Origin of the sequence: Halomarina pelagica (assembly GCF_024228315.1) — an archaeon.
In the GTDB taxonomy this organism is placed as follows: Archaea; Halobacteriota; Halobacteria; order Halobacteriales; family Haloarculaceae; genus Halomarina; species Halomarina pelagica.
Map to the genome: position 1 here is coordinate 1 of NZ_CP100458.1, position 22,145 is coordinate 22,145.

At 54.9% G+C, this 22,145-nt stretch carries 19 protein-coding genes and 1 pseudogene; 15 read left to right on the top strand and 5 right to left on the bottom strand.

Translation table 11 applies throughout. The features are described from left to right. Window positions 1–102 precede the first annotated feature (102 nt). From NKI68_RS22630 to NKI68_RS22645, 5 genes and pseudogenes are all read left to right on the top strand, one after another. A complete protein-coding gene (locus tag NKI68_RS22630) occupies window positions 103–969 on the top strand; it encodes a ParA family protein (protein WP_254547358.1) in 867 nt (288 codons plus the stop codon). Next, window positions 962–1,348, top strand: coding sequence for a DUF8115 family protein (locus tag NKI68_RS22635; RefSeq protein ID WP_254547359.1), 387 nt, complete (start codon window positions 962–964; stop codon window positions 1,346–1,348). Before NKI68_RS22630 ends, NKI68_RS22635 begins: the two co-directional genes overlap by 8 nt. Window positions 1,349–1,995: 647 nt before the next feature. After that, window positions 1,996–3,693, top strand: a complete 1,698-nt coding sequence (locus NKI68_RS22640) for a proline and serine-rich protein 1 family protein (RefSeq protein WP_254547360.1) — start codon at window positions 1,996–1,998, stop codon at window positions 3,691–3,693. Between the two features lie 401 nt (window positions 3,694–4,094). After that, a pseudogene (locus tag NKI68_RS23865) lies at window positions 4,095–4,238 on the top strand (transcription initiation factor IIB family protein); the annotation flags it as partial. Window positions 4,239–4,353: 115 nt separating this feature from the next. After that, entirely contained in the window at window positions 4,354–5,841 is a 1,488-nt protein-coding gene (locus tag NKI68_RS22645; RefSeq protein WP_254547361.1) for a hypothetical protein, read from the top strand. Between the two features lie 58 nt (window positions 5,842–5,899). Here the strand turns inward: NKI68_RS22645 and NKI68_RS23870 are convergent, their stop codons facing one another. Further along, window positions 5,900–6,280 carry a DUF998 domain-containing protein gene (locus NKI68_RS23870; protein WP_368410991.1) on the bottom strand — a complete coding sequence of 127 codons (381 nt, stop codon included), beginning with the start codon at window positions 6,278–6,280 and terminating at the stop codon, window positions 5,900–5,902. Between the two features lie 173 nt (window positions 6,281–6,453). Between NKI68_RS23870 and NKI68_RS22650 the strand changes: the two genes are divergently transcribed. From NKI68_RS22650 to NKI68_RS22665, 4 genes are all read left to right on the top strand, one after another. Further along, window positions 6,454–6,990 (top strand): DUF7437 domain-containing protein, encoded by a 537-nt coding sequence (locus NKI68_RS22650; protein ID WP_254547362.1) that lies wholly within the window; start codon window positions 6,454–6,456, stop codon window positions 6,988–6,990. Beyond that, the gene (locus NKI68_RS22655) at window positions 6,987–7,514 is read left to right on the top strand and encodes a PIN domain-containing protein (protein WP_254547363.1); all 528 of its coding nucleotides are present in this window, start codon (window positions 6,987–6,989) and stop codon (window positions 7,512–7,514) included. The genes NKI68_RS22650 and NKI68_RS22655 overlap by 4 nt, the downstream gene beginning before the upstream one ends. Window positions 7,515–7,598: 84 nt before the next feature. Continuing rightward, window positions 7,599–8,141 carry a DUF7342 family protein gene (locus NKI68_RS22660; RefSeq protein WP_254547364.1) on the top strand — a complete coding sequence of 181 codons (543 nt, stop codon included), beginning with the start codon at window positions 7,599–7,601 and terminating at the stop codon, window positions 8,139–8,141. A 3-nt stretch (window positions 8,142–8,144) separates the two neighbouring features. Continuing rightward, a complete protein-coding gene (locus NKI68_RS22665; protein ID WP_254547365.1) occupies window positions 8,145–9,419 on the top strand; it encodes a tyrosine-type recombinase/integrase in 1,275 nt (424 codons plus the stop codon). 61 nt (window positions 9,420–9,480) lie between these two features. Here NKI68_RS22665 and NKI68_RS22670 read toward each other — a convergent pair whose 3' ends face one another. From NKI68_RS22670 to NKI68_RS22685, 4 genes are read right to left on the bottom strand one after another with little or no spacing between them, the layout of a single operon-like run. Beyond that, complete coding sequence (locus NKI68_RS22670; protein ID WP_254547366.1) at window positions 9,481–10,137, bottom strand: Cap15 family cyclic dinucleotide receptor domain-containing protein; 657 nt, start codon at window positions 10,135–10,137, stop codon at window positions 9,481–9,483. A gap of 44 nt (window positions 10,138–10,181) precedes the next feature. Beyond that, window positions 10,182–11,090: a nucleotidyltransferase domain-containing protein gene (locus NKI68_RS22675; protein WP_254547367.1), complete on the bottom strand. Its 909-nt coding sequence runs from the start codon at window positions 11,088–11,090 to the stop codon at window positions 10,182–10,184. 19 nt (window positions 11,091–11,109) lie between these two features. Continuing rightward, window positions 11,110–12,423, bottom strand: a complete 1,314-nt coding sequence (locus NKI68_RS22680; protein WP_254547368.1) for a nucleotidyltransferase domain-containing protein — start codon at window positions 12,421–12,423, stop codon at window positions 11,110–11,112. Continuing rightward, window positions 12,416–13,282 carry a hypothetical protein gene (locus tag NKI68_RS22685; protein WP_254547369.1) on the bottom strand — a complete coding sequence of 289 codons (867 nt, stop codon included), beginning with the start codon at window positions 13,280–13,282 and terminating at the stop codon, window positions 12,416–12,418. Before NKI68_RS22685 ends, NKI68_RS22680 begins: the two co-directional genes overlap by 8 nt. A gap of 191 nt (window positions 13,283–13,473) precedes the next feature. Between NKI68_RS22685 and NKI68_RS22690 the strand changes: the two genes are divergently transcribed. The 6 genes from NKI68_RS22690 (at window position 13,474) to NKI68_RS22715 (ending at window position 22,145) form a co-directional block, all read left to right on the top strand. Next, window positions 13,474–14,367 (top strand): HFX_2341 family transcriptional regulator domain-containing protein, encoded by an 894-nt coding sequence (locus tag NKI68_RS22690; RefSeq protein WP_254547370.1) that lies wholly within the window; start codon window positions 13,474–13,476, stop codon window positions 14,365–14,367. 254 nt (window positions 14,368–14,621) lie between these two features. Beyond that, window positions 14,622–16,985, top strand: a complete 2,364-nt coding sequence (locus tag NKI68_RS22695; RefSeq protein ID WP_254547371.1) for a GAF domain-containing protein — start codon at window positions 14,622–14,624, stop codon at window positions 16,983–16,985. Between the two features lie 90 nt (window positions 16,986–17,075). Then, complete coding sequence (locus NKI68_RS22700) at window positions 17,076–17,564, top strand: hypothetical protein (protein ID WP_254547372.1); 489 nt, start codon at window positions 17,076–17,078, stop codon at window positions 17,562–17,564. A gap of 51 nt (window positions 17,565–17,615) precedes the next feature. After that, a complete protein-coding gene (locus tag NKI68_RS22705) occupies window positions 17,616–19,535 on the top strand; it encodes a TrbL/VirB6 family protein (protein WP_254547373.1) in 1,920 nt (639 codons plus the stop codon). Next, window positions 19,532–21,094 carry an MFS transporter gene (locus NKI68_RS22710; protein WP_254547374.1) on the top strand — a complete coding sequence of 521 codons (1,563 nt, stop codon included), beginning with the start codon at window positions 19,532–19,534 and terminating at the stop codon, window positions 21,092–21,094. Before NKI68_RS22705 ends, NKI68_RS22710 begins: the two co-directional genes overlap by 4 nt. Next, window positions 21,087–22,145, top strand: a complete 1,059-nt coding sequence (locus NKI68_RS22715; protein WP_254547375.1) for a TraC-like domain-containing protein — start codon at window positions 21,087–21,089, stop codon at window positions 22,143–22,145. Before NKI68_RS22710 ends, NKI68_RS22715 begins: the two co-directional genes overlap by 8 nt.

The following is a 22,145-nucleotide window of genomic DNA, read 5'->3' on the forward strand; positions in this document are numbered from 1 at the left end:
TATGTTTTTCTATAGATATTCCTATATTTGAGATACTGCGTGTGTCTGACGTAGATTTAAGACTACAGCATCCACTATAGGAAACGCTATAGGTGACTTTCAGTGAGCGATACACTTCGCGCCGCCGCGTTTCTCGACAAAGGTGGCACAGGAAAAACCACGACTGTTGCGCATCTTGGCGTCGCGCTCAGTGAGCTAGAGCACCAGGTGCTCCTTCTCGATCTCGCGGGAAAGCAAGGTGATCTGGCAAAGCACTTCGGGGTCTGGTGTGAGTATCGAGAACGCATCGACACCGATGAGGCGTGGCCGAACATCAGCACGGTTTTTGACGACGCATGGGGGACCATCGCCGAGAAGCTTGGCGATGATGCTGTCGCAGATCTCGTCGTCGCGACCGACGAAGGCCCAGACCTCATTCCTGCCCATCCAGGTCTTGACACGCTAGACTCCGAACTCGGCAACATCGACGATGCACGCGAACGGTACAGTCGCTTGGAGCACTTCCTCGACGAGTACGTCGATCCACTCGGGTACGACGTCGTCCTCGTCGATCTCCCGGGAATGACGAATAATGTGTCGTATAACGGTCTCTGGGCCGCACGACACGTTATAACGCCTGTAGAAATGGGTCCGTTTGAAGCCGAGCAGGCCGATGCACTGCGCCGTGATTTAGGGAAGATTGCTGACAACTTCGCCGTCGACATCGACTTGGCACTGGTACTCCCGAACAAGGTTGACACCCGAACGAATCTCGCTGAAGAGTACCTTGCTGCATTCCAGTCTGAATACCCCGATGCGATTGCTCCAGACTACGTTCCATACTCGCAAGATATTCGCAACGCCGCTCAGCGCGGCATGACGGCATTCGCTCTCGAGGAGCCGTCGACGACTGCCCAGAGTGCGCGGGAGGCATATCTGGGCGCTGCGGAAACCCTTCTTGCTCGCTTAGGAGGCGGTGGCCATGTCTGAAGATGATGAACTTGCTGCCCTACGCGAACAGACGTCACATGGCGATCGCATCGATTCAGCGGCTGCCAAAGAAGAACAACGTGGACTCGTTGAGGATATCCTTGACGAACTGGAAGCCATTGAAGCCGGTGAACAGCAGAAAACAATTAGCGTCTGGGACGGTCACTTGGCCGCGTTTATCCGAGCGCTAGAAGCGAATCCAGACCGGATGGAGGACGTTGGCCACGCGCTTCAGCGCCAGCTTGATCTTGATGAGGGGGAAGTTGATCGGAGCGATATTTTGCGACTCGCGTTACGCCTTGGATTTCAGGAAGCAGCCCCGGATGAGTTCGAAGCGGTCAGAGAAGCCGCTCGGAAACAGGCGACAAAAGGACTCTAGATTAGCCTATAGGGTTCCCTATATGTAGTTTGTCCTCTCTTCACCCCGAAAATTAACGCTCTATTGGATATACTATAGCTCTTCCTATAGGACTTCACCTCCATCATGTAATGAGTGGTACTACTTTTTCGGAAAACTCTGGTCGCTGCATTCTTGCCAGCAACACGCTACTGTGTTTCACTCTCGTCTATAGCAATTTCTATAGAATTTCCTATTCAAATATCTATAGTCCAAATAGGCCGATGATTATCCTGCATATCGCTATGAGAATGAATCCCCGATGAACTCCGAATCGCTCTGACTGTCGGGCTCTCTTGTAGAGACAGATCTCGGATGAGCTGGATAGGAAGAACGAACCACGGGCTCTACGCTGTTTCGTGCTCTCAAGATAAATGCAAATAGAGGGACTCCGACTATCGACATTCCTATAGCATCACCTATTGTGATTTCTTTAGGTAATCCTATAGCTAGCCACTCTCTTAGCAACTACGCTACTAAGTCCCGTGAAAATGATGATGCGTACCTTTCATAACACGTTGGCTATGTGACGGCTGATCATCCCTTCTCACTGCTCCACCAAACATCGGTTAGCAATGACCCTGTTGTAGACAGATTAATACAGATGAATTGAATCTCTCAAACCGCGTATGCCCTGTTCCCAGTGCGGCCAGCTTCTCATCTTCGATTCCGATAACGGGAGACTCTATTGCGCTCGATGTGCTGGAGAGTTCGTCGAATGGGACAGCATTGTCGACGCGCAGGTATCGTATCTCTTGGAGGACCACTTCACCGATGAGGAACTCTACGATCTCGTTAGTGACTACAGTAAGCCGAATTTCTTGCTTACTCTAATGACTCGGCTGAACAGCATCGCCAACGTGTTCCAGAAAGAATCGTCGGACGGCTTCCCTGTGTCCGATATACAATACACAAGCTACCTGCTAAAGTCGTACTATACTCAGGAATTCGGCGGGGAGAAGCGCGTTAGCGACCCTGCTGATATTGATGGGGATTTGGGAGTACTTCTATCGGGATACGACACGGTGATTCATGAGTTAAAATGGCTTCGAGAGCAGCTCAAACTCGCTATACGAGAGGTTGACGCTCCAACCCTAGCGGAACAGTTCTTCAATACCCATCGCCTGGTAACCTCGGAATACGGGCTCTGCTTCAACCGCTGTTTTGAGAGCACGGTTGGAATGGTACCAGAGAGCTACGAGGATTTCTCTTTCGTCCAGGATAACCTGCGTGCGGGCCGAGACGCAGATATCGGCGACCCTGAGATATCCAAAGAGTTCGCTAAGAAGTGGTACCAGTTTATCATCCAGTTCCGACTCCTCGGATCACTAGACGAGTTCACTGATCGTACGTACAAGACGTTCCTTGACGACTCTGTAACGGTATTCCAGCTTGAGGAGTTCCTTGCTCGGCTGGATAGTCTGATACCACCGGAAGCACACGAGGGAATCAAAGAGACGGGGTATGTAGCGATGTTGGACCCTGCGCGGGTGAACCGAGCGGGGAAAGCCGCGTTCGGCTCTGTCTGGCCTGATGTTCGCGCGGACCTTGTTGTTCGGGAGGACGACGCAGAGGCCCACCCAATGTTGTTTGAACTCCGTGTGCTTCAGGAGGTGACACGGGACGGGTTCCGACGGTCTAGGGAACATCTCCTCCCGGCTATCTTCTACCCTCGCCTATACGCGCGACTTTTGAAATTTCAAATATTTCCCTTGCTGAAGAATGGAGAGGAGAAGGCGAGCCATCAACTCCTCGCTGAGGAGACGGCACGGCGGGGACCGATATACGAACGTAATTTCCATGAATACCTCTCAAAGTCTGATCTTCAGTGCTATCGGGGAGCGGAAATCACCCGCCGAGACAAGAACGAGATCGACCTAATCGTCGAGCGAGAGGGCGAACTCCTGTTCATCGAGATGAAATACATGATGCCCCCACCTGGAATGGGCCGTGCGAAGGGTATCCTAGAACTGGACGAGGAGTTCAATCGGCGCATCTTCAAAGAGGTCCCGGAGGGCTCCGCCCGAAAAGCGAGTGGCAAACCGTTCACCGAAAAGATAGCGGCATGGGAGGCTCTCGCATCCGGTTCGCGATTCACCTCTCTTGAACTAGAACATAATAAACGTGAAGAGCGCTATGTGCCGGAATCGTGGAACAGAATGGAGGTACGTCCCCTCGTTGTATCGAACGTCACCCCTACGTTCGTCGTGAAGGATGGCGTCCGTTTCCTGACTGATCTTGAGTTCTACCGATGGATCGAGCACGATAACGAGACGGGATTCTATCAGATCGAAGAGCCGGAGACGGAACGTTTCCTATCTGAGTAATCAGAGGGTGGCCACCCAAACAATTTCTATATCATTATGCAGTTTATAGTAGTCAATGTCAGGAGTACACGGCTCAAAACTAGTGAATTCAGCTGATACGCCCAGAATCAGTATTGCTCATGATTACACCAATAATCACGACCAATTTGAAGCACCCCGCCGCTGTCGGTCAAGCACAAACTCTGGCATCCCCTGATGACTTGCTTCTCGGTCGCTCCATTGAAGCCACCGCAGGGGTAACGTCTACACAGCCTGTCGATGCAACGGGCTCCCGCAGACGATCGGGGAGGTCATGACCGTTGCGTCAGTCGATGTCGACAGCGTCGAGAATGGTTACCCGGTACTCAATCGGGAGCTAGGGCTTCCAGCGAAGCCAATGCAGCCCAGCGCATTCGTGTCGGTTCGCGTCGACGCTAAACCTGCCAAAGGGGACTCGTCGCCGGACCCTTGAACTTGCCGAAGCCGGTGAGAACGTGGGCCTCTTGACGGGGATTCAACCTACCGGATTCGTAGCGGCTTGCATCTACCTGGCTGGCCAGGAGTGAGGGTATCCAGTCACGCAAGACCGAATCGCTGACGTCGTCGGGAATTCCACGGCGACCGTTCGGACCCATCGGGACGCTGTGGTCGAGGCGAATCTCGGACTGCATCGAATTTCCGATGTACCTTGGTCAGGCCGATGAAACGGTATTCCTAATTGACAGGCCTTTCAAACATGGTTCGAGCGATATGGCGCAGGTAATTCCCCCAGTTCTACAGGTCGTTATCGGGCTTTTTGGCCTGATCACGGCACTCATCGCGATCTATAAGTTCGTTATTCAGCGTCCGCGGGTCCTGCTCGAGGTCGAGGGTCGGGATAGCTTCCTCCGCGACGATGGGATACATAGCGGGCTGACGTTCAAGCTTGCCAACCGTGGCCTTCGCTACGCAGAGGACGTCTACATCGAGCTCAGGGCCGACGACTGGGGCTTCGGGGAGCAGCGTCGTCGACGGGAATGGACGGTTACCTCATCCGCCACTGATCCAGTAGATGAGGATGACACGGAATCCGCCGAAGGAGAGGGGTCAGATAACGAAGACAAGCCCGATGAAACGGATGAAGCCACGGATTCAGAACGGGCGGTCGACACAGTCCTGAACGTGCGCCACGACATCCAGACGTATTTCCTGGCGCCTGGGGAGATCGACCACATCTTCGTCGATGATCTGCTTTACAACGGCTCCGAATTTTCCATTTTTTACGGAGATGTTCACCTTGAGCAGTTCCGAACATACGAACTGGAATACGCCATCGGGTGTCGGACGTACGGGCCTCGACGGGGGAAGGTCGAGATCGAGGTCGGATATGACGATATCGAAATTCGCAACCGACGACCGCGCTTCTGGCGTTCGTGGGGGGCGACCGTTGCCAAGATCGGCGCCGGTTTGAAAACCGCCGGGATCGCCGTGCTCGACTCGACACTCGAGACCGACGTTCGCCGGTCCGAGGTCTCATTCCTCAGAACCGAGATCGAGACAACGTCTGACTCCCCAACGGAGATCCGGATGGCTCCCGTCGCGAATTTGTGCCTTCCCCCCCGACTCGACGGTCGGCGCTCGGTCGAGGCGAAGGCCACACTCTACGTCCAGTCGGAGTCGGCCGAGGAAATCATTGGGACCGTGACGTTCTCCGCGTTTTCCTTGCTACCCGGCGCACGCTGGGAGACGCGTCCGCCACGGCGCCAACACCGGACGAACCTGTTCGACTACAACATCGAGTACGGGGAAGGTTACTCCGCCCCGGCGCTCCCGGTGGTGCTGACGTGTTCCGAGGAGGTCGATGAACGACCCGAGCTTCGGGCCGAGTGGGAGGTCGATTCAAGGCCGCCACGAACGGGCGATCTACGGGGCTTGGAGGTCGCCGAATGCGAATACCGAGAGCGGGACCATGCTGCAGTCGGAGAGATTCGGAACGAGAACAGCGTCGACGTGACACTGTTTGCTATCGCGCACTTCTATACAGAGGACGACACGGTGCTGACGACACCGTACCAAGAGGTAACGATCGAGGCGGACGGCGAGGAAGGATTCCGTATCGGGACTGGACTGGTAGCTGAACAACGCGACCGGATCACGGATTGCACGGTCGTGCTGAGCAATGCACTGTGAAGTTTCTCACGAACGATATGACTTGCTGGAGTTCCCATGATGTGAGTGGCATCATCGATCAGTACAGGTGTGTCCCGCGAGCTAAGCCGAATATGAATGTAAGGACGCTCCAACTGAACACGACGAAGCTTGCCCTCTGAACGATAGCGTAGGGTGCATTGACGGCACCAATTCTGCTGATGTAGTCGGAGACGACGCTGTACCGCGGTGTGATCACTCTCAGTACGACCACCACAACCCAGAACAGTACCAATCCGCTGAGGTCTGCAAGCAATAGCAGTCGGAGTGTTGAATTATTCCTTATTGGAATGGGGACGCGCTGCCCAGCCTCCCCAGTTATTCTTTGACAGTACCAGTCTTGGTGTGAATGTCTGTCTGGATGTAATCGACGGGTAGGGTATCCAACGATGGTGTGTAACGGGTCAAGTTTTATCCACATGATACTATGTCCACGATTTCGCTAAAGGATTTACTATAGAATATTCTATAGACAGAGCGTAACTGGCAAATACCCCCTTTAGACTGGTTCTATGGCGCTTTCTTCCTGTTCGGGTGTTGGAAATGGCGGTCGGCGGAATTCTTATTACGAATTGTCCATAACTCATAATTGAGATGGCGCATTCACCACCACAACCGGGTCGGCCACCCATTCGGCAGCTCCAGACAGTCGTCGACCTCCTCGAGACGCCTGCACTTGCTCGGATTTATCTCTACACGTTCCAGAACGGCCCCGTGACTGTCGCCAATATCGTCGACGAGCTCGATATCCCTCAGGGTACTGCCTACGATTACGTCCAGAAGCTCGAAGCAGCTGGATTCGTCGAGAAAACCCGTGATCAACGTCCATTTGAGTATGATGCGGAGTCTATCTCGCTCACGCTCTCGACAAATGGAGAGACCCAGACGATTACGCCAGCACTTATCGCAGCCACTGCACGCCGTGGCGAAAACGAGGATATCGACGTTTACATCGAGCGCCACGGCCTTGATGGCCTTGCTGTAGCCCTCACGTATGCGTACGAGTACCTCGACGGCACGGTCAATAGCCGAATTGCGGCGCGTGAACTCGATCTCTCTCCGCTTGAAGCCGAAATCATCCTCCAAGCACTCGAACCAGTCGCCGAAGAATTCGCTGATACTGCTGCATGACGACCGTCTATGTCGCCGATACTGGCGTCTTCGTTCGGTGTGGTGGCCCGGACAAAGAGAAGTTTCAACGACTTCGTCGCGCACTCAAGCAAGCGGACGTCGCATTGCACATCCCACAGCGTGTCTACGAAGAACTCGGAGGCGATCCAGCTGCTGACGAGTACCCCTCCGGCAACATTCCCTATCCCGATGGGTTCGAGGAGGGGTGGATCGTCGTGGCCGAGGAACTCGACTACACCAATCCGCTCATTTCGACGGTGATGGACGAGGCCCGCCGATTTATCGCCAATGAAACCGACCGTAACGAGGATCTCATCGAGAAGGCGGACACGGCACTCGTTGGACTAGCTGCCCAGTTGATCGACACCGATCAAGCAGACTCGGTTGTTCTCCTAACGACTGACAAGCCAGCCGGGCGAGCTGCTGAAACACTCCTCCCAGAACATGGGTTCCGCGGCCGAATTGAATATCGATACGTTAGTGTGGACTATCTCAACGCGATTACTGCAGCAGAATTTCGATGACAGTATGTCTGGAGACGAAAAGAGGAATTCGAAATAGGACGAACTCCCTCAATCTATATTAAGACTCGATCTGGAGGACCATACATGAACAATCACGACGAAAAACCAGATACAAGACTCAAGGAGCGTCAGACAAGGGGTGAAGACCGCGTCCGGATGGTCGCCCGACAATTGTCCGAACCCCGTACCGCGAACTGGATCGCCTCGGAGGCGGGATGGTCACACGAACCAACCAAACGCGTCCTTGATCGCCTCGTCGACGATGCCATCCTCCGCCGAGTCGATAGCGGGCCCCACACTACGTACTATCCGGATTACCGCCAGCAAGCGATGCGAGAAGCGATACGTCTTCGTGACAGCAGTCGAACCGTCGAGGAGCTGACCGATCGACTTGTCGAGATGAACGCGCAGATTCGAGGTTGGAAAGACGAATTTGGAGTCGAGTCACCGAACCAGCTCCGTGCGACCCTTGCAGAGGAGGGTCTCGGTCCGGAGGAAGAGAATCGTCGACGTGAGGTTGCATGCGACTGGGAACATCTCCAGCGGCGCAGCCAGACCATCGGGTTTGCTATCCGCGAATGGGACTTCCTAGCACCTGAAACAGACCGCGCCGAGGCCAGTAACTGACCGATGTTCGATCCACATCCAGGTGGTAACCCGAACACCACACCTCGCGACCGTTCACTCGCCAGCTCATTCGATCGATACCTCCAAGATAAAGGGAAAGGCCGTGGCGGTGTGGGTGGTAACTACCGCCGGAACGCAGCTCGCGAACTCGAACGGTTCGCTGAGTGGGCCACCGGCGACCGCGGTCGAGACGACTGGACCGGCATCATCCCCAACGATGTCGACCGAGAGCCTGCCTTCGAGGACCTCGACGAGCAAGTGTTCCGTGAGTACGCTCGTTATCTCGCTGGCGATCGAGGACTCAAGCAGAACACCGTGCAAACTTACTACCGCTATATCTCTGCGTGGTGCGGGTGGTGCGTGAACGAGGGCTACTTGGACGCTCATTACGCCCAGCGGGCGAGCGCGACAGCGCCACTCCCCGAAGACGACGGTCGCAAGCCCGGCGATCAGCAGGCCTGGACGCCCGAGCAGCGTCACGCGCTGACGCGCTATGTCGACGAAGAAGCTCGTAACGCCATTGAGGCATTCACAACACTTCCCAATGATGCCGATCCACTTGATAGACAACGAGCGCGGTATACGGCCTTAAAAGCGGCACGAGACCGAGCGCTTGTATTCGTCCTTGCGTACACTGCTGTTCGAGTCGGGGAGCTTCTTCGGGATCCGAGCGACCCGCGTCGTCGTGGCGTCCGGTGGGAAGAGATTGACCTCGAGGACGGGAGTATGGATGTCTACCGGAAGAAACAGCAGTGGGACGCCGCGAGTCTTCCTGACCCGGTGATCTCACCATTACGCAGCTATTGGAAGCTCATGGACCCACCATTGGACCGATGGCCTGTGTTCCCAACGTTCGACCAGCGGACGCTCGCGACGCTTCTACGAGAGGAGCTAGCTGACAGGGGCCTTCGGCCGGATGCTATCGACGACCGCCGTGAGGAGTACGCTCGTGATCTTCTGCTGTTTCTTGAGGAGGACATTCGTCCGCCATCGCTAACGACTGATGGTGCGCGGTCCCTCCTACAGCGCCTCACAGCGGCTGCTGACATCGATATTGAGCATCCAAAGCACGACTACCTCGCACCGCACGGTGGGAGGCGTGGAATGGGTGAGGTCCTTGTTCGTGCATTCGGGTATACTGTCGCAGCTCGCTATCTCGACAATTCAGAAGAGATGGTCCGTGAACGATACTCGCATATCGAAGCCGGTGAACTGGGAGATGTCGCGACGGAGGCACTCGCAGAGGTTGATGGCGATTTCGATAATACTGGGCTTTGAGTATGCGTTATCGAAAAGTCGAGTACAGCTGAACCAACGAACAAGGTGTCATATTGTTTGTTCATTCAACTCGCTTAAACCACATCAGACCGTGATTATCGCGACCTGGACCAGTATAGTATATCCCCTCGAGGATATCCTTGTCTGGTGTCTCTTTTAGTTCGAGATCCGCTGTTCCGTGATGCATTTGCATTGTTTCGGGTGTATCTGGAGGAGGATTGTTTTCGTATTGATAATTCAAACTTGGCCACTTCCCCTCTGTTGTTAGAATCGTAGCTCCCTCACTATCCGACGACGATTGTTTAGTTTTGAGATGTATCCCGATTTTCCGCCATGTCTGTTCAACGGTGAGCGTCGCAGTCAATCGCGTGTACTCTTCCTCTGGATCATTTTCGGCGTGAACCGCATATTCTGGAATCTCTATGTCTCCGTCATAGAAGGTACCAATCCAACCTTCCCATTCACCGCTAAGATTCGGGGCTTTCACAAGACGGAGTCTACGTACAGGTGCTGTATCCCAAAGCCACGAATCGAAGAGTTTCAGCCCAATAGCGAACACGACACCCCATGAAGGCACACCGATCGCAACACCAATCGCGAGGTTTTGCGTCGCGAAAGAAACTGCAGCGCTCAGAAGACCGACGATGATGTAACAAATGACACCAATTCCACCAAGAATCTTCGGGCGAAGTTCGTTGTCAGTTGAGTACGTATGCATGTTTTCTTGTATAATATCTGATTATTTATCGGTATCCCTTTAGATTACCAATTTTCCCACAAATCGACAAGAGCGGCATAGAATTCAATGAATGCTTCTGGGGTCCATTGTGTCGTCTCAGTACCGAAGAGTGATTGAATTTCGTTTTGACACTGGTAATCGCTTAGCTCTAAATCGCTCTCAACAGGATAGAGTAGAATCGAAGTGAATCGATCTTGGAGATTGGCCGTGTATTCGCTGGCGGGAATATTGTAAAGCAAGCATTCGATGAAGTACGATGGAGCTGTACTCTTGTCTATTTCACCATCGTCAGCGAGTTTATTCCTCGCGTTCTTGAACATCCGAACAGTCGGCTTGAAACGGCCATCAGTTGAATCGTTCTTCGTCGCCCCATTGTCAATGTGCTGCTGAGGGAAATTGACGATCTCTGTACCATCTTGTGTCCAGAATACGATCCCCTCCTCATAGTCATCATCGCCGATATACTGATACCCTCTGTACTGCCGGTACTGCTGACAGACAACAACATCTGCTGGCAAGGGGAGTGACGAGGCTTCCACCTCCAAGCACTTCTCACCCTCTGTGATCGCGTTAGCTCCGTATTTTCCTTCAAGTACAGAAATCACGTCGCGACGGAACTCGCTCCAGCCGTACGAGGCAGAAGTCCGGTGCTCCAGATACCGCTCCCGCTCGGTCGTTTTGAGTCCTGAGAGGTCTCGTCGGTAGCTTTCGGTTAGCTTGACGAGGATGTCGACATCTCCGCTTCCATGTACGAGCGTTGTATTAGCATACGAACCTTGTAATTTCGTTATAAATTCACGATCATCCTGTTGGAGGATACAATCTGGGTCAGCGAGTGTTTCACGGATTTTCTCGTGAGTCTCTTTTGCAGATGTGATTGCGGCGCTTTCGTAGTTTGTCCACGTCTCAAGCTGGGATTCCGGAATCGGCATTATCGCGCTAAAAGCCTCCTTAGTAGTCGTACCAGTTCTGATACAGCCGGATCAGCTCGCGGATGAATCGCTTTGCCTTGCGCTCATCCCATTGCGTCGACTGTGAACCGAACAAGTCCTGCTGCCCGTTTTGGCAGGTAAACTGCTGCAGATTGATTTTGTTGTTATTGAGGTGATTCACAATGCTAACGTACCGCTCCTGGTGGTTCTCGGTGTAGGCTTTGTTCGGTACGTTGTAGAGCAAGCACTCAAGGAAGTATGACGGTACGTTATCCTTCGAGATCCGACCTTTCTTAATCAGGTACGTACGAGCGCGCTTGAACATCCGCACCGTCTCACGGTATCGACCATCCGTCTCGCGGTTTTTCTCGGCGCCGTTTCGATAATGGCGTTCAGGATAGTTTACGACTGCTCGGTTCGACGATGAGCGGAACCACATTGCCTCGGGGCCATTATCAGGCCGATAACGCTGGCTAACGACGATATCTGCATCAATACGCAGTGTCGAATCTCTGGCGTGTAGTTTGATTGCCTTGTCGTCAACTGTGACGGCATCGTGACCGTAGCGTTTTCGGAGGGCAGCAACCACGTCGGCCTTGAAGTCCTCAAATCCGTACTCGACCCGTGATCCATTCTTCGCAATGTTGTCGCCGTTTGCGAGCCAGCGGTCGCTATCAGCACGGTATGGCGACGTCAGCTGGATTACGATGTCGACGTCGCTGTCACCGTGGATGTTTGTGTGGTTCTTGTACGACCCTTGGAGGTATACGCGATATTCGACACCAGCGCGTTCAGTGAGCTCCTCGCTTGTGTTCAGAGTCCGACGAAGGCGGTCGCACGTTTCTTTCGGTGTACGCCTTGGTCCTGACTTTGACCACGACTTGAGTTTCGATCCTGGAATCCCTCGACCGGATGTATCGAGTGTGGTCTGGCCGCGAGCGAGTTCAAGTACACCCTCGATGACTGGACTGAGCAGCCCCGATTCGTTTTTGCCAGCATCGGGTAATTCCTCTTCCTCTGTGTTCTCATTAGCGTTCTCTTCATCCACCTCTTCTAAATGATCCTCTTCCACCTCGGTACCGCTTTCCTCAGTGTCAACATCTATGGAAGCGCCGTGGCCGACAGCGCCGGTCGGACTACCTCCACCACCGTGTTGATGATTTTGTCGTTCTGCCGGTGAGAATTCCTGATCGACGCCTCCTTCTTCCTCCTCTGGTGCTTCGACGTCGGTGATTTCCTGTTGATCATCATCGAGCAGCTCGTCCGGGAGACGGTGATCCGTCTCGTCTGTTTCGCTACCCGAGTCAAACGAGCTTCGATACGTGTTACCCATCTGCGTGCACCTCCGATGCTGTGAATTGTGACATAGTTTGCTGAGTATAGCCCGTCGAAAGCCGCTTCTGGACTCTATTTTGCAGTACTCGACAGCGACGACGTGTAGTAGTCAGCGAGGCGGTTCGAAACTCCGTTTTGCGCATCCAATACCGCTTTCCGATAGCTGCAATCACCGACCCCGGGAGAGCTGCGAGGTAGCGCGGTGAGAGAAGACCGATGAGGATGATACCCGATGGGTTGCAAATTGCATCAATTTGCCAAATCCATCGTTCCATTTCTTTGTGACGATTGCCGACATGGGGGCCAAAGAATTGCCCGACATATACCGCAATTACGCCATCACAGATGTGCTTTATTCCCTCGAAGGAATCTCGTATCTCTTCGGGATATACGGCCTTGAGTAACGGTACGATCGTCGTTCGTGTCCCTTTGAGTCGCTCGTAGAGGCATGAAACCCCCTTCCGATAGTTGTCGATGTTTTGTTCACGCTGTGCTGAGGCCATGTCCTCATCTCGGTACGTCGGTACGTCGAACGCGAAGTGCCAGTCGGGCTCGACAGTACGCACCGCATTCTCTTCCTGTGTCAGGTGAAGATCGTGCAGGAAGCTATCGTGAACGGTTGTCGTGGAAGCGAGAGGAATCTCCGGTGATAGGTACTCTTTGGCAGCAATCCCTGCGTCTGCCAATTTGAGTATGTCTGGAAAATCGAGCACAACTCCATTGGAAACAGATGGATCGCTGAAAATCTGTTCGTGTAAAGGGTCACGCTCAATGCGAGCGAGCATACCGGTTGGAACGGTTCTCTCACTCGCATGATGTCTGTACGTAGATCGGGAAGACTCGTCGGCCTCAGTCATGGTACACGTCGTCGGTGCTTGCGTTTTTCCGATGGCACCGGTTATGACTCTCTTTTGAGACTACATAAGCATTTCGCGCAAAACCACTCGTGATGCCCTCTACTAGCAATTTTCTTCACAAAGACGCTCTATTACTGAAATCAAATCAGCTATACTCTTCTATAACTAGTTCGATTCACAAGAGCAAATCCATGACAGACCACGTCCATTATATCCCGGTCGGGTTTGATTTCGAGCGGCTCATTCAACCCATCTCACAAGGAGCTGATCTCCCCGCTGATCGTGTTATTTTATTGCATTCTTCACCGAAGGATGACAACTCAGAGGCTGGTGAACTTGCGGAACGAATGGCAGCGCGTCTTGCTGAAGCATTCGATAAAATATTGGGTATTCCAACAACTCAAGAACAGGTTGATATTCAAGATATCTACGAATATGAGACGATGTTCGAATACGCCTATCTCTCGTTTTTAGAGGAGCTCGATGCGGGGAACCATGTTTATGTGAACATCTCATCGATGCCACGAACCGTTGCTTTTGCTTTCGCAACGGCTGCCAGTACGCTCGTTGCTGAGTCCTCTGAACTCCGGGAGCAACTCCATACGTACTACGTGGCGCCGCGACAGTACTTGGTGCTGGATCTTATTGAGGAACTTGAACGCGAGCATGATTTCTTGGAAGAGCGGCTGTCAGAACGTGGTGATTTAGAAATGGAAAAACGAGCTGAACGCCTTTCGGAACTTATGGACGAAGTTCGGAATTATGGCGTAACGCGAGGTGCGGAGCCGATGAATGGCAATCTTCACGTGGAATTTCCCGCACCACCTGTCGCTGATCTCCGTGAGTTCGAAGAACTAATTCTCGAGTTTCTGCATGCTCATGGTGCGACTGCGTCGACATCGAAGCTAGCGACGGAGTTAGCTTCGACTCTGGAGATCGAATATGACTCTTCGTTTCAAAGCCGAGTGCAGTACAATGTCCGGGAACTCGAATCAAAGGGCTACATCATTCGGACACCAGAAGGAAATCGGTATCGTACAGATCTTACGAAGATTGGAAAACTATGGGCTAACACTCATCTCTAACTCTCAGGCAAAACGAGATGGTTCATGAGCTCAGTCTTGTCCTTCTTTTCATAACTACTCTATTTGATCGTCGAGCATCTCTCTAGGATATGAGGGGGAACACGGCAGTCGACGATACTTTCTCTCTGGTCTTCGGGGCGTAGATTTATACATCAAGACGGGTGTATGTCACACAAACACACGGATGCAATGATTGTTCCGGAATTGACCACTTCGTAACACAATCTCGGCGCATTCAACCACTCCCTCAACACATGTCCCCGCCTGACGATCCCTCGTCGGAGCCTCACTACACGACGTCTGACCACCTCGAGACCCAAAATACCCTTCAGACGGCTTGGCAGACCCACCCCAACGGAAATACTAATACTGGCGGAGGTTCCAGCTTTTCGTTCCCCGAACAGGCAACTCCAATCCAAATCGCATACCTCGACGGCTCGGGATTCGCCGAGCAAATCGCGGCTACCCTCGACAACCAGGACGACCTCTCGGTGATGCTTCCCGCTCCCGACGAGCTCATCGACTCAACCACCGTCGCACACCTTGACTGTATCGTGAGTGAGTACGACCTCCCGAATACGGAGCTCACTGGTCTCGATATCCTCGAAGCGGTTCGACACGACTATCCCCATCTCCCGTTCTTGCTCTTCACTGGGTCGTCAGCGGCTCTCGCGGAACGCGCAATCGATGCAGACGTCACTGCATATCTCCGTAAGGATGGGCCCGACCAAACGAGACGTCTTGCACACCGTATCAAAACTGCTGTCAAAACTCGATATCAGGTACTCCAGCAGCAGCACAGTACATCGTTGACGTCTGTGTCCACGGACGGGGGGTCAGGGGCACCACAGCGTGAACAAGTGCTCGCCACGCTCCGCGAGACGACACACCAGCTCTTTGAGGTGACGACGAAATCCGAGATGAGTCACATCGCTGTCGACGCAGCTCGGGAGGTACTCGCCTTCCCTATCATGGGGATTCATCTCTACGAAGAGTCCTCCGGATCACTGCAGCCAGCGGCAGGCACAACCGAAGCGACCGAGCTGTTCGATGGGCTCCCATCGTTCTCCGAGACAGGCACACCCAGTATTGCGTGGCGTGTCTTCGCCGAGGGTGAGCCGGTCTACATGGGAGACGTCACGACACAAGACGATGTCTACAATACTGAAACACCGATTCGGAGTGAGATTCTCCTCCCGCTCGGCGACCACGGGGTAATGATCATCGGACTTCCAGAACAGGATGCCTTCACGGACGAGGATATCGAGTTCGCCGAACTGCTCGCCACGTACGTCGAATCAGCCTTCGATCGAATCGACCAAACACAGCAGCTCCAAGAACACCGACGTGAGGTCCAGCATCTGACGCGTCTCCAGACGGTTATGCGGGAGATCGAGCAGGCAATCCTCGAGGAACCCACGCGTAGTGGCGTCGAACAGGCTGTCTGTGATCGACTGACAGCAGTTGATCCCTACGCCTTTGCTTGGATTAGCGAACCCGCAATCGTCACCGAGACCGTCACACCCCGAACGTGGGCACACACGGGCGAGGAGGAGACCGCAAGCTATCTGACGAATCTCGACATTCGCGTTGCTGAAACCGTCTCAACTCATCCTGCGAGTACCGCTTTTCACACGGGAGAGGTTTATGCGCATCAGTGCCTTGCTGACCGCCCTGACAGTGACGACGAGTATCCAAACTGGTGTCAGGAACTACTCACCCGCGGCTATCAGGCAACGTGTGCGGTCCCGCTCACCTACAGTGGCACGACTCACGGTGTGTTGACGATCGATGCTGTTCAGCCGCATGCGTTCGACGACCAGGAGCAAGAAATCCTCGCCCAGCTCGGCGAGACGATTGGCTACGCGATGACGGCGATCAAGCGACGGGAGGCGCTCATCTCTGAAGGGATGACGGAGCTTGAATTCAATCTTACACCGACAACCACAGCCGAATCATCGTCCGATGCATCCACTTTTCCTCTGTTTTACCGGCTGGCTGCAAACACCGATAGTGACGTCACGCTCGACCGTGCGACGACCTGTGAGGACGGTGCGTACAGCGCTCTCTATTCGATTGGGGGGACGTCCCCCGAAGAGATCGAAACGTTTGTCTCCGATGTCTCTGCGGTTCTCGAGAGTCGGGTCCTGGCAGCCGATGAAACTCAACCTAGTTGCTTCATCGAACTCACGCTCTCGGAGGACTGGTTCGGGTCGCTCTTCTATGATCGCGGTGCTGTCGTTCGAGCCTCGACTGCAGATTGTCGTCCGGAAACGGAGCAGACGGGGAGGCTTATCGTCGAATTGCCGCCGGAGGGTGATGTTCGTCTTCTTGCGGAGGCCTTTGAGCAAGTGTGTCCAACAGCCGATCTGGTCGCTCGACGCGATGAGCGACAGTCAACACAGACTCTCGCGGAGTTAGAGGCTGCGCTCAAAATGACCGATCGCCAGCGCGAGGTGCTGGAAACAGCCTACTATTCAGGGTACTTCGAGACGCCGCGTGAGACGACGGGCGAAGAACTCGCTGATGGGCTCGATATCGCCCAGTCAACACTGAACAAACATCTTCGCGTCGCCGAGCGCAAGGCGCTGAGCCAGTTCTTTGAACGTGACAGCTAATCCGATACACGATATAATTCGTGTCAGAAAGCTGGGGGACGAACAATACCGCCACTACGCCTGTTACCGTCTCGCACGTTGTGTGGTGCGATGCCCTCGAACCCCACTGAGGCGTCGTCAACCAGTTGTATCGACACCTGCTGTGAGCAGATCACACTAACGCTCGGGGCCGTCGCTGTCGCCACCGATTCGCAGACGAGTCGAGTAGTGGGCTATGCACAGACGTCTCTCCTGACGGCCTTCGTAGTGTTTCTCGGGATGGTCGCCCCCGTCGCTGCGCAGTCGAGTGAACCAGTTGGGAGTGGTATCTGTGGAACACCGCTCGCAAATACGATCAACCAAGCTGCCCCGCTCGTCGTCGGGATTCTGATGATCGGCGGCGCAATTCTCTCGTACGTCCTGCACAACGCAGCGGGGTTCCCGAAAGACCCCCAGGCAGTACAAGCGATCAAAAACTGGCGTAATCGGGCGGCGTTTGCATCAGTCACGACGCCGCTATTCGCCCTGATCATGCAGATGTTCATTGGATTCACGGGTGTGGGGCTGGCCAACTGCGTGGACATTGTCCCGTTCTTCTAACCCTCGAAAACGGGCCACGTAACGATTGACCACCTCCCCACTCACCATACGATGAACAAGGCGCCACTCGTCGTCGGACTCGTGCTCGCACTTCTTCTCGGAGCCAGTGCTCTGCCCCTCGTTCAGGCAGCACCTGGCAACGAGACAACGACGGCGGGCGGGAACACCACAGGCAACACTACGACCACGAGTAGCGCCTCCGCGACGCTCGCCAACGCGAGTGAAGACGATGAGAATAGTACGACCAGCTCCAACGCGTCCGCCCCACCGAATGGCACGCGGAACGCGAGCGGTCCCTGCGCTGGGATGGGATCCGTTGAGGGCGCGGTCTGTACTGGCATCCACAAGGGATTCGGTACGGTCATCGGCGGGTTCATCAACGGGCTTGCCGATTCGGTGCTCACCAAGCTTCAGAACGGCGCTGAGACGTTCGTCGAGATACTGGTGAGTCGGCCCGTCCCGCTTCAGAATGGCGAGATGGAGCTCGTTCAGCGACCGACCAACCCGCCGATGGGCGCAGTGTACGACCTCTGGTTGACTGTCGGCTTGCCCGCGGGAATCGCAATCTGGGCGTTCATGATGCTCATCATGCGGCTCACTGCGTTCCTGCCGTCGCGAATGGCCCCGGTAATGCAGTCGCGGAAGAAGATGCTGGAGGGCTGGTTCACACTGTTCCGCATCCTGGCCTCCTGGATCTGGTGTGCGCTCATCCTTCATCTCACGTTGGGCATCGCCGTCACGTTCGCGCCGAGTGGCGAGCAGATCATCACGGGCTTCGAGTCACTCGCAGAGGCCGCCGTCGGCGCAGGTATCACCGCACTCGTGCTGTACCTCTCGTCGGGCGTTCTGTTCGTGCTCGTGTTGCTCGTGTTCGGCCTGTCGTTCCTCGCCCCGTTCGTGTTGATGCCAGCGTACCCGCTATTCATCGCGATCTCGATGCCCGACTTCTGGATCTTCAAGTGGTTTGCCCAGAAGGGCGAATTCCTGCGGTCGCTGTTCGCACCGGCAGCGTTCATGCCCGTTCCGACGGCGATCATCCTCGGAGCGGGTTACCCAGTGTTGAATGCGATTCGTGGCTCGCTGAGCGGACCGATCGCCTCGATCGCGGGCGTCCCGACGTACATCATCCTCTTGTTGGTGATGTGGTTCACGGCGCTCATCTCGCCCTTATTCTTATTCCTTGGGGCGCGGAAGATGCGACCATTAACCATGTTCGCGGCGGGCGCCCTCGGTGCGGCCACGGCGATGAACGTGTCCCGAGGAGCCAAGGGACTCCGTGGTCGCCTCCAGCGCCCGAGTCTTGGTGGGTCGTCATCGAGCGGTCCTACGCGGAATGCTGGCGTTGGCCGGACGGTCGACCCACTCGAGGGATCACCGTTCTCTCGTGACAACGGAGGTGGTTTCGGTGGGTCTCTCAACGGATCTGACGGGGCATCCATCGCCGGGTCGATTGGTACTGGAGGCTCGTCGAGTCCCGGTGGACGTAGTCCGCCAGCTCCGGCGTTCAACGGGGCCGGTGGTACCTATTCCGCTGGTGGGCAGTCTACCTCGACGAATTCGGCGTCAGCCAGCTCCACGAGTGGTTCTGGGAATTCGGCCGACTGGGAACGAGTCACTGACCGCTCAGCGCAAGCGTACGCTGAGAGTGTTCCGGCCGATGTCGAGTTCAAGCAGGCGACTGCTCGAACAGAGCTGGATCAAGACCGATACGATGCCGGATACTTCGATGGTCGAGGCGAATTCAGGACACTTAGCCAAGGTCCATCTAATTCTGGATGGTTGCTCGATGAAGGCGGATTCAACACGATTGCAGCGAAGAAGGCTGAAGAGCCGGTTCTCGCCTATGATGAGGCGAATGACGAGGCCTACGATGTACGGGATGTAGTACAGGATGGTGAGTACCGCCGAGCACGGTATGAACGGCAGCATCAGGACAGCATCAACACCGTCGAGAGTACCCGCAACCGATGACAGACGAACAGGACTATCAGGCGGCTCGCGATTCGGCGCTTCAGCGAGATCATCACATTTGTCAGCTCTGTGGAACCGTTGGATATCCAAAAACAGAGCACGGTCTTGCAGCCGTCCCTGTTCACTCGGACAACTATCGCGTCGAGAATCTTGTCACAGTTTGCCACGATTGTCTGCAAAAAGACGAAGAACAGCTTCAGAAAGAAGTCAATCAGGTATGGCACCGTCGCTGTTCCGAGGGAACGAGCGGAAATCGTAACTTAGCACAACAAGGTGCTCCCAACTCCATGTCCCTATCAGCCTCTTCGTCATCTGGACGTATTCGGACAGTATTTAAAAGATTAACAACCCGAATCAGGACTGATCTCCCTCTTCTTGACGAATCGAATTTAGGGAATGATGACCGGCTGGTCGACCGAGTAGGTCAGCGCGACAATTTCAATTGCCAAGTCTGTGGTGCAGTCACCCATCCCAGAGGGCGTGTTAATTACATGATGCACCCTCTGAAACCTGACCAGCGGGAAGAAGACCGCGTCGAGAACCACTTTACAGTCTGTTTCGACTGTTTAGAATGGGAAGACGAGCGGGTTGTTGAACGGAACGTCCGGCAGGCGAATCGCCTCAAGAATGAATCCAATGGATTGTTTCTCCTTTCTGGAAAAGCGACACTCCGAGATACCAAAGAAAGAATTCGGTTGTTCGCCCACACTGGGCGACTAATTGTTCTTCGACGAGCTGTTGTCGCTGCAATCCTGGTTGGAATATTAATCGCACTGGGTAGCACGTTCGCCGGACTCATTGGCACGTTATTCGTCTCACCCCAGGCCGGTCTATCGTGGACTCAGGCTACATTTGAATTGTACGAGTCTGCCACTGTGGTACTGTTTACTTTCCCAGGAATAGGTTTGGCCGCTCTCGGCATTGGCTATCTCGTTCACGTCTTCGAACAAGAGCGTGCGTACGAGCGGGAACTCTTTCGCGATCAGCGTCGACGAGGCGACACACCTGAAATCAGCTACGCCCGCCCACGCTGGCAGTTCGTCGCCGGTTTCGCCATTGGGGGCCTCTTCGGGGCCCTTGACTGGGTCCTAGTGAGGCACGACGTCTTCCCGTCGGGGATGCTGTTCGGTGCGCTCGTTCTCTGGCTGGTGGGCGCTGCCGGTGTCGCCTATTATCTTCGATACGCGCTTCGCGAGGACCGCGACGTCGATGGGCAGCCAGTGAATCCCGCTCCGTGGGTATTCGCTGCTCGCTACGCACTCTTCGTCGCTCTCGTCGGCGGAGCAGCCACGCTGCTCGATACGAGTGCAATTCTTTCGCCGATCATGCTTGATCTCGCTACCATCACGGCCCCCCTTGTTGGTCTCTTCTACGTTCTCCGTCGCTACGCAGAACGACGGACTTCGTGGGGTGCCCGCCTCATGCAGCACGTCAGAACCGGCATCGACCGCGTGTGGCCCTGGGACGACCAGTGGCCGCCAGAACCACAGCACCGCCAGCAAACCACCGCGACCGATTCCACATCACAACAACGCAACCAAGACGACAGCTATGAGTAACCGCAATCGCGACCCCAAACGACGCATCCTCGATGAGTTTGGCGCCGCCGACGAAATCGTCGGTGTCGATATCAACTACAGCCTGGAGGACCTCAAACTGTTCCTCCCAGCGATGATCATCGCACTGCTCATCGTCACCATGGCTTCCCGCCTCGGCGGGACGTTGGCGATGCTCGGCGGGGTGATCGGGGCAATCGGGGTCTTCCTCGTGACCGCCGCGATCATCTACATCACGCCGAACCACCTGACGCCACAGCGTTGGCTGCAGCGAATCGCTGCGTTCACCCGCCGTGAGAAAACGAAGACGGCAGTTGGCCCAACACCCCCGGCACAGACTGAGACCCTTACGCATGTCGCCCGATTCGTCCCGGAGTCAAATTCGCTGGAGCGGTTCGATGGACACCTCGTTGCCGGTGTACGCATTGAACCAGCGAACATGGCGCTCGCCACGCATGACGAGTGGAACGCAGCCGCCGACGCACTCGGGAGCGCCCTCAACACCCTGGAATTCCCGATCCAGATTCACAGTAGTGCTCGGTCAGTCGATCCCGAACAGATTACTGCAAGCTACCGCGACCGTCTCGATGATCCCGACGTCACTGCCAACGAGTCCCTGGAAGACATCATTGACGTCTACCAGACGAGACTTCCTGCCGAGTTCCAAGCGCGTGGAACCAGTGTCCGCGAGTACCATATCCTCGTTCCCGTCAGCGTTCGCGATGTCCAGCTCGCTGAGCGCGGGGCTGTTGCGAAGTTGGAATCACTTCCCTATGTGGGTGGTTTGCTCGCAATACTCGGTGCGGAGAGTGCTGGCCTGTCTGAGGTTGAGATTGAACAGCAGCAACGTGAGACGCTTGAGACGCGACTCAACGACGTCCGGAGTTCGATTCGAGGGTTGGATGAGTGCGACTGCGAAGTAGTCACAGCGGACCGTCTCGCGACGCTCATCGAAGAGTTTTGGACCGGTCGCCGAACCCAGTACCGTCGAACGAGCGACCGGGTACGCTCCGTGCCGATCGTAACTGCTGGCGACGCCAGCGGGAGGGCGTAA

Bases quoted from the DNA above. Each gene is read 5' to 3' on its own strand.
- NKI68_RS22635 (WP_254547359.1), top strand. From the start codon at position 962: ATGTCTGAAGATGATGAACTTGCTGCCCTACGCGAACAGACGTCACAT.
- NKI68_RS22640 (WP_254547360.1), top strand. From the start codon at position 1,996: ATGCCCTGTTCCCAGTGCGGCCAGCTTCTCATCTTCGATTCCGATAAC.
- NKI68_RS22645 (WP_254547361.1), top strand. From the start codon at position 4,354: ATGTACCTTGGTCAGGCCGATGAAACGGTATTCCTAATTGACAGGCCT.
- NKI68_RS23870 (WP_368410991.1), bottom strand. From the start codon at position 6,280: ATGTGGATAAAACTTGACCCGTTACACACCATCGTTGGATACCCTACC.
- NKI68_RS22650 (WP_254547362.1), top strand. From the start codon at position 6,454: ATGGCGCATTCACCACCACAACCGGGTCGGCCACCCATTCGGCAGCTC.
- NKI68_RS22655 (WP_254547363.1), top strand. From the start codon at position 6,987: ATGACGACCGTCTATGTCGCCGATACTGGCGTCTTCGTTCGGTGTGGT.
- NKI68_RS22660 (WP_254547364.1), top strand. From the start codon at position 7,599: ATGAACAATCACGACGAAAAACCAGATACAAGACTCAAGGAGCGTCAG.
- NKI68_RS22665 (WP_254547365.1), top strand. From the start codon at position 8,145: ATGTTCGATCCACATCCAGGTGGTAACCCGAACACCACACCTCGCGAC.
- NKI68_RS22670 (WP_254547366.1), bottom strand. From the start codon at position 10,137: ATGCATACGTACTCAACTGACAACGAACTTCGCCCGAAGATTCTTGGT.
- NKI68_RS22675 (WP_254547367.1), bottom strand. From the start codon at position 11,090: ATGCCGATTCCGGAATCCCAGCTTGAGACGTGGACAAACTACGAAAGC.
- NKI68_RS22680 (WP_254547368.1), bottom strand. From the start codon at position 12,423: ATGGGTAACACGTATCGAAGCTCGTTTGACTCGGGTAGCGAAACAGAC.
- NKI68_RS22685 (WP_254547369.1), bottom strand. From the start codon at position 13,282: ATGACTGAGGCCGACGAGTCTTCCCGATCTACGTACAGACATCATGCG.
- NKI68_RS22690 (WP_254547370.1), top strand. From the start codon at position 13,474: ATGACAGACCACGTCCATTATATCCCGGTCGGGTTTGATTTCGAGCGG.
- NKI68_RS22695 (WP_254547371.1), top strand. From the start codon at position 14,622: ATGTCCCCGCCTGACGATCCCTCGTCGGAGCCTCACTACACGACGTCT.
- NKI68_RS22700 (WP_254547372.1), top strand. From the start codon at position 17,076: ATGCCCTCGAACCCCACTGAGGCGTCGTCAACCAGTTGTATCGACACC.
- NKI68_RS22705 (WP_254547373.1), top strand. From the start codon at position 17,616: ATGAACAAGGCGCCACTCGTCGTCGGACTCGTGCTCGCACTTCTTCTC.
- NKI68_RS22710 (WP_254547374.1), top strand. From the start codon at position 19,532: ATGACAGACGAACAGGACTATCAGGCGGCTCGCGATTCGGCGCTTCAG.
- NKI68_RS22715 (WP_254547375.1), top strand. From the start codon at position 21,087: ATGAGTAACCGCAATCGCGACCCCAAACGACGCATCCTCGATGAGTTT.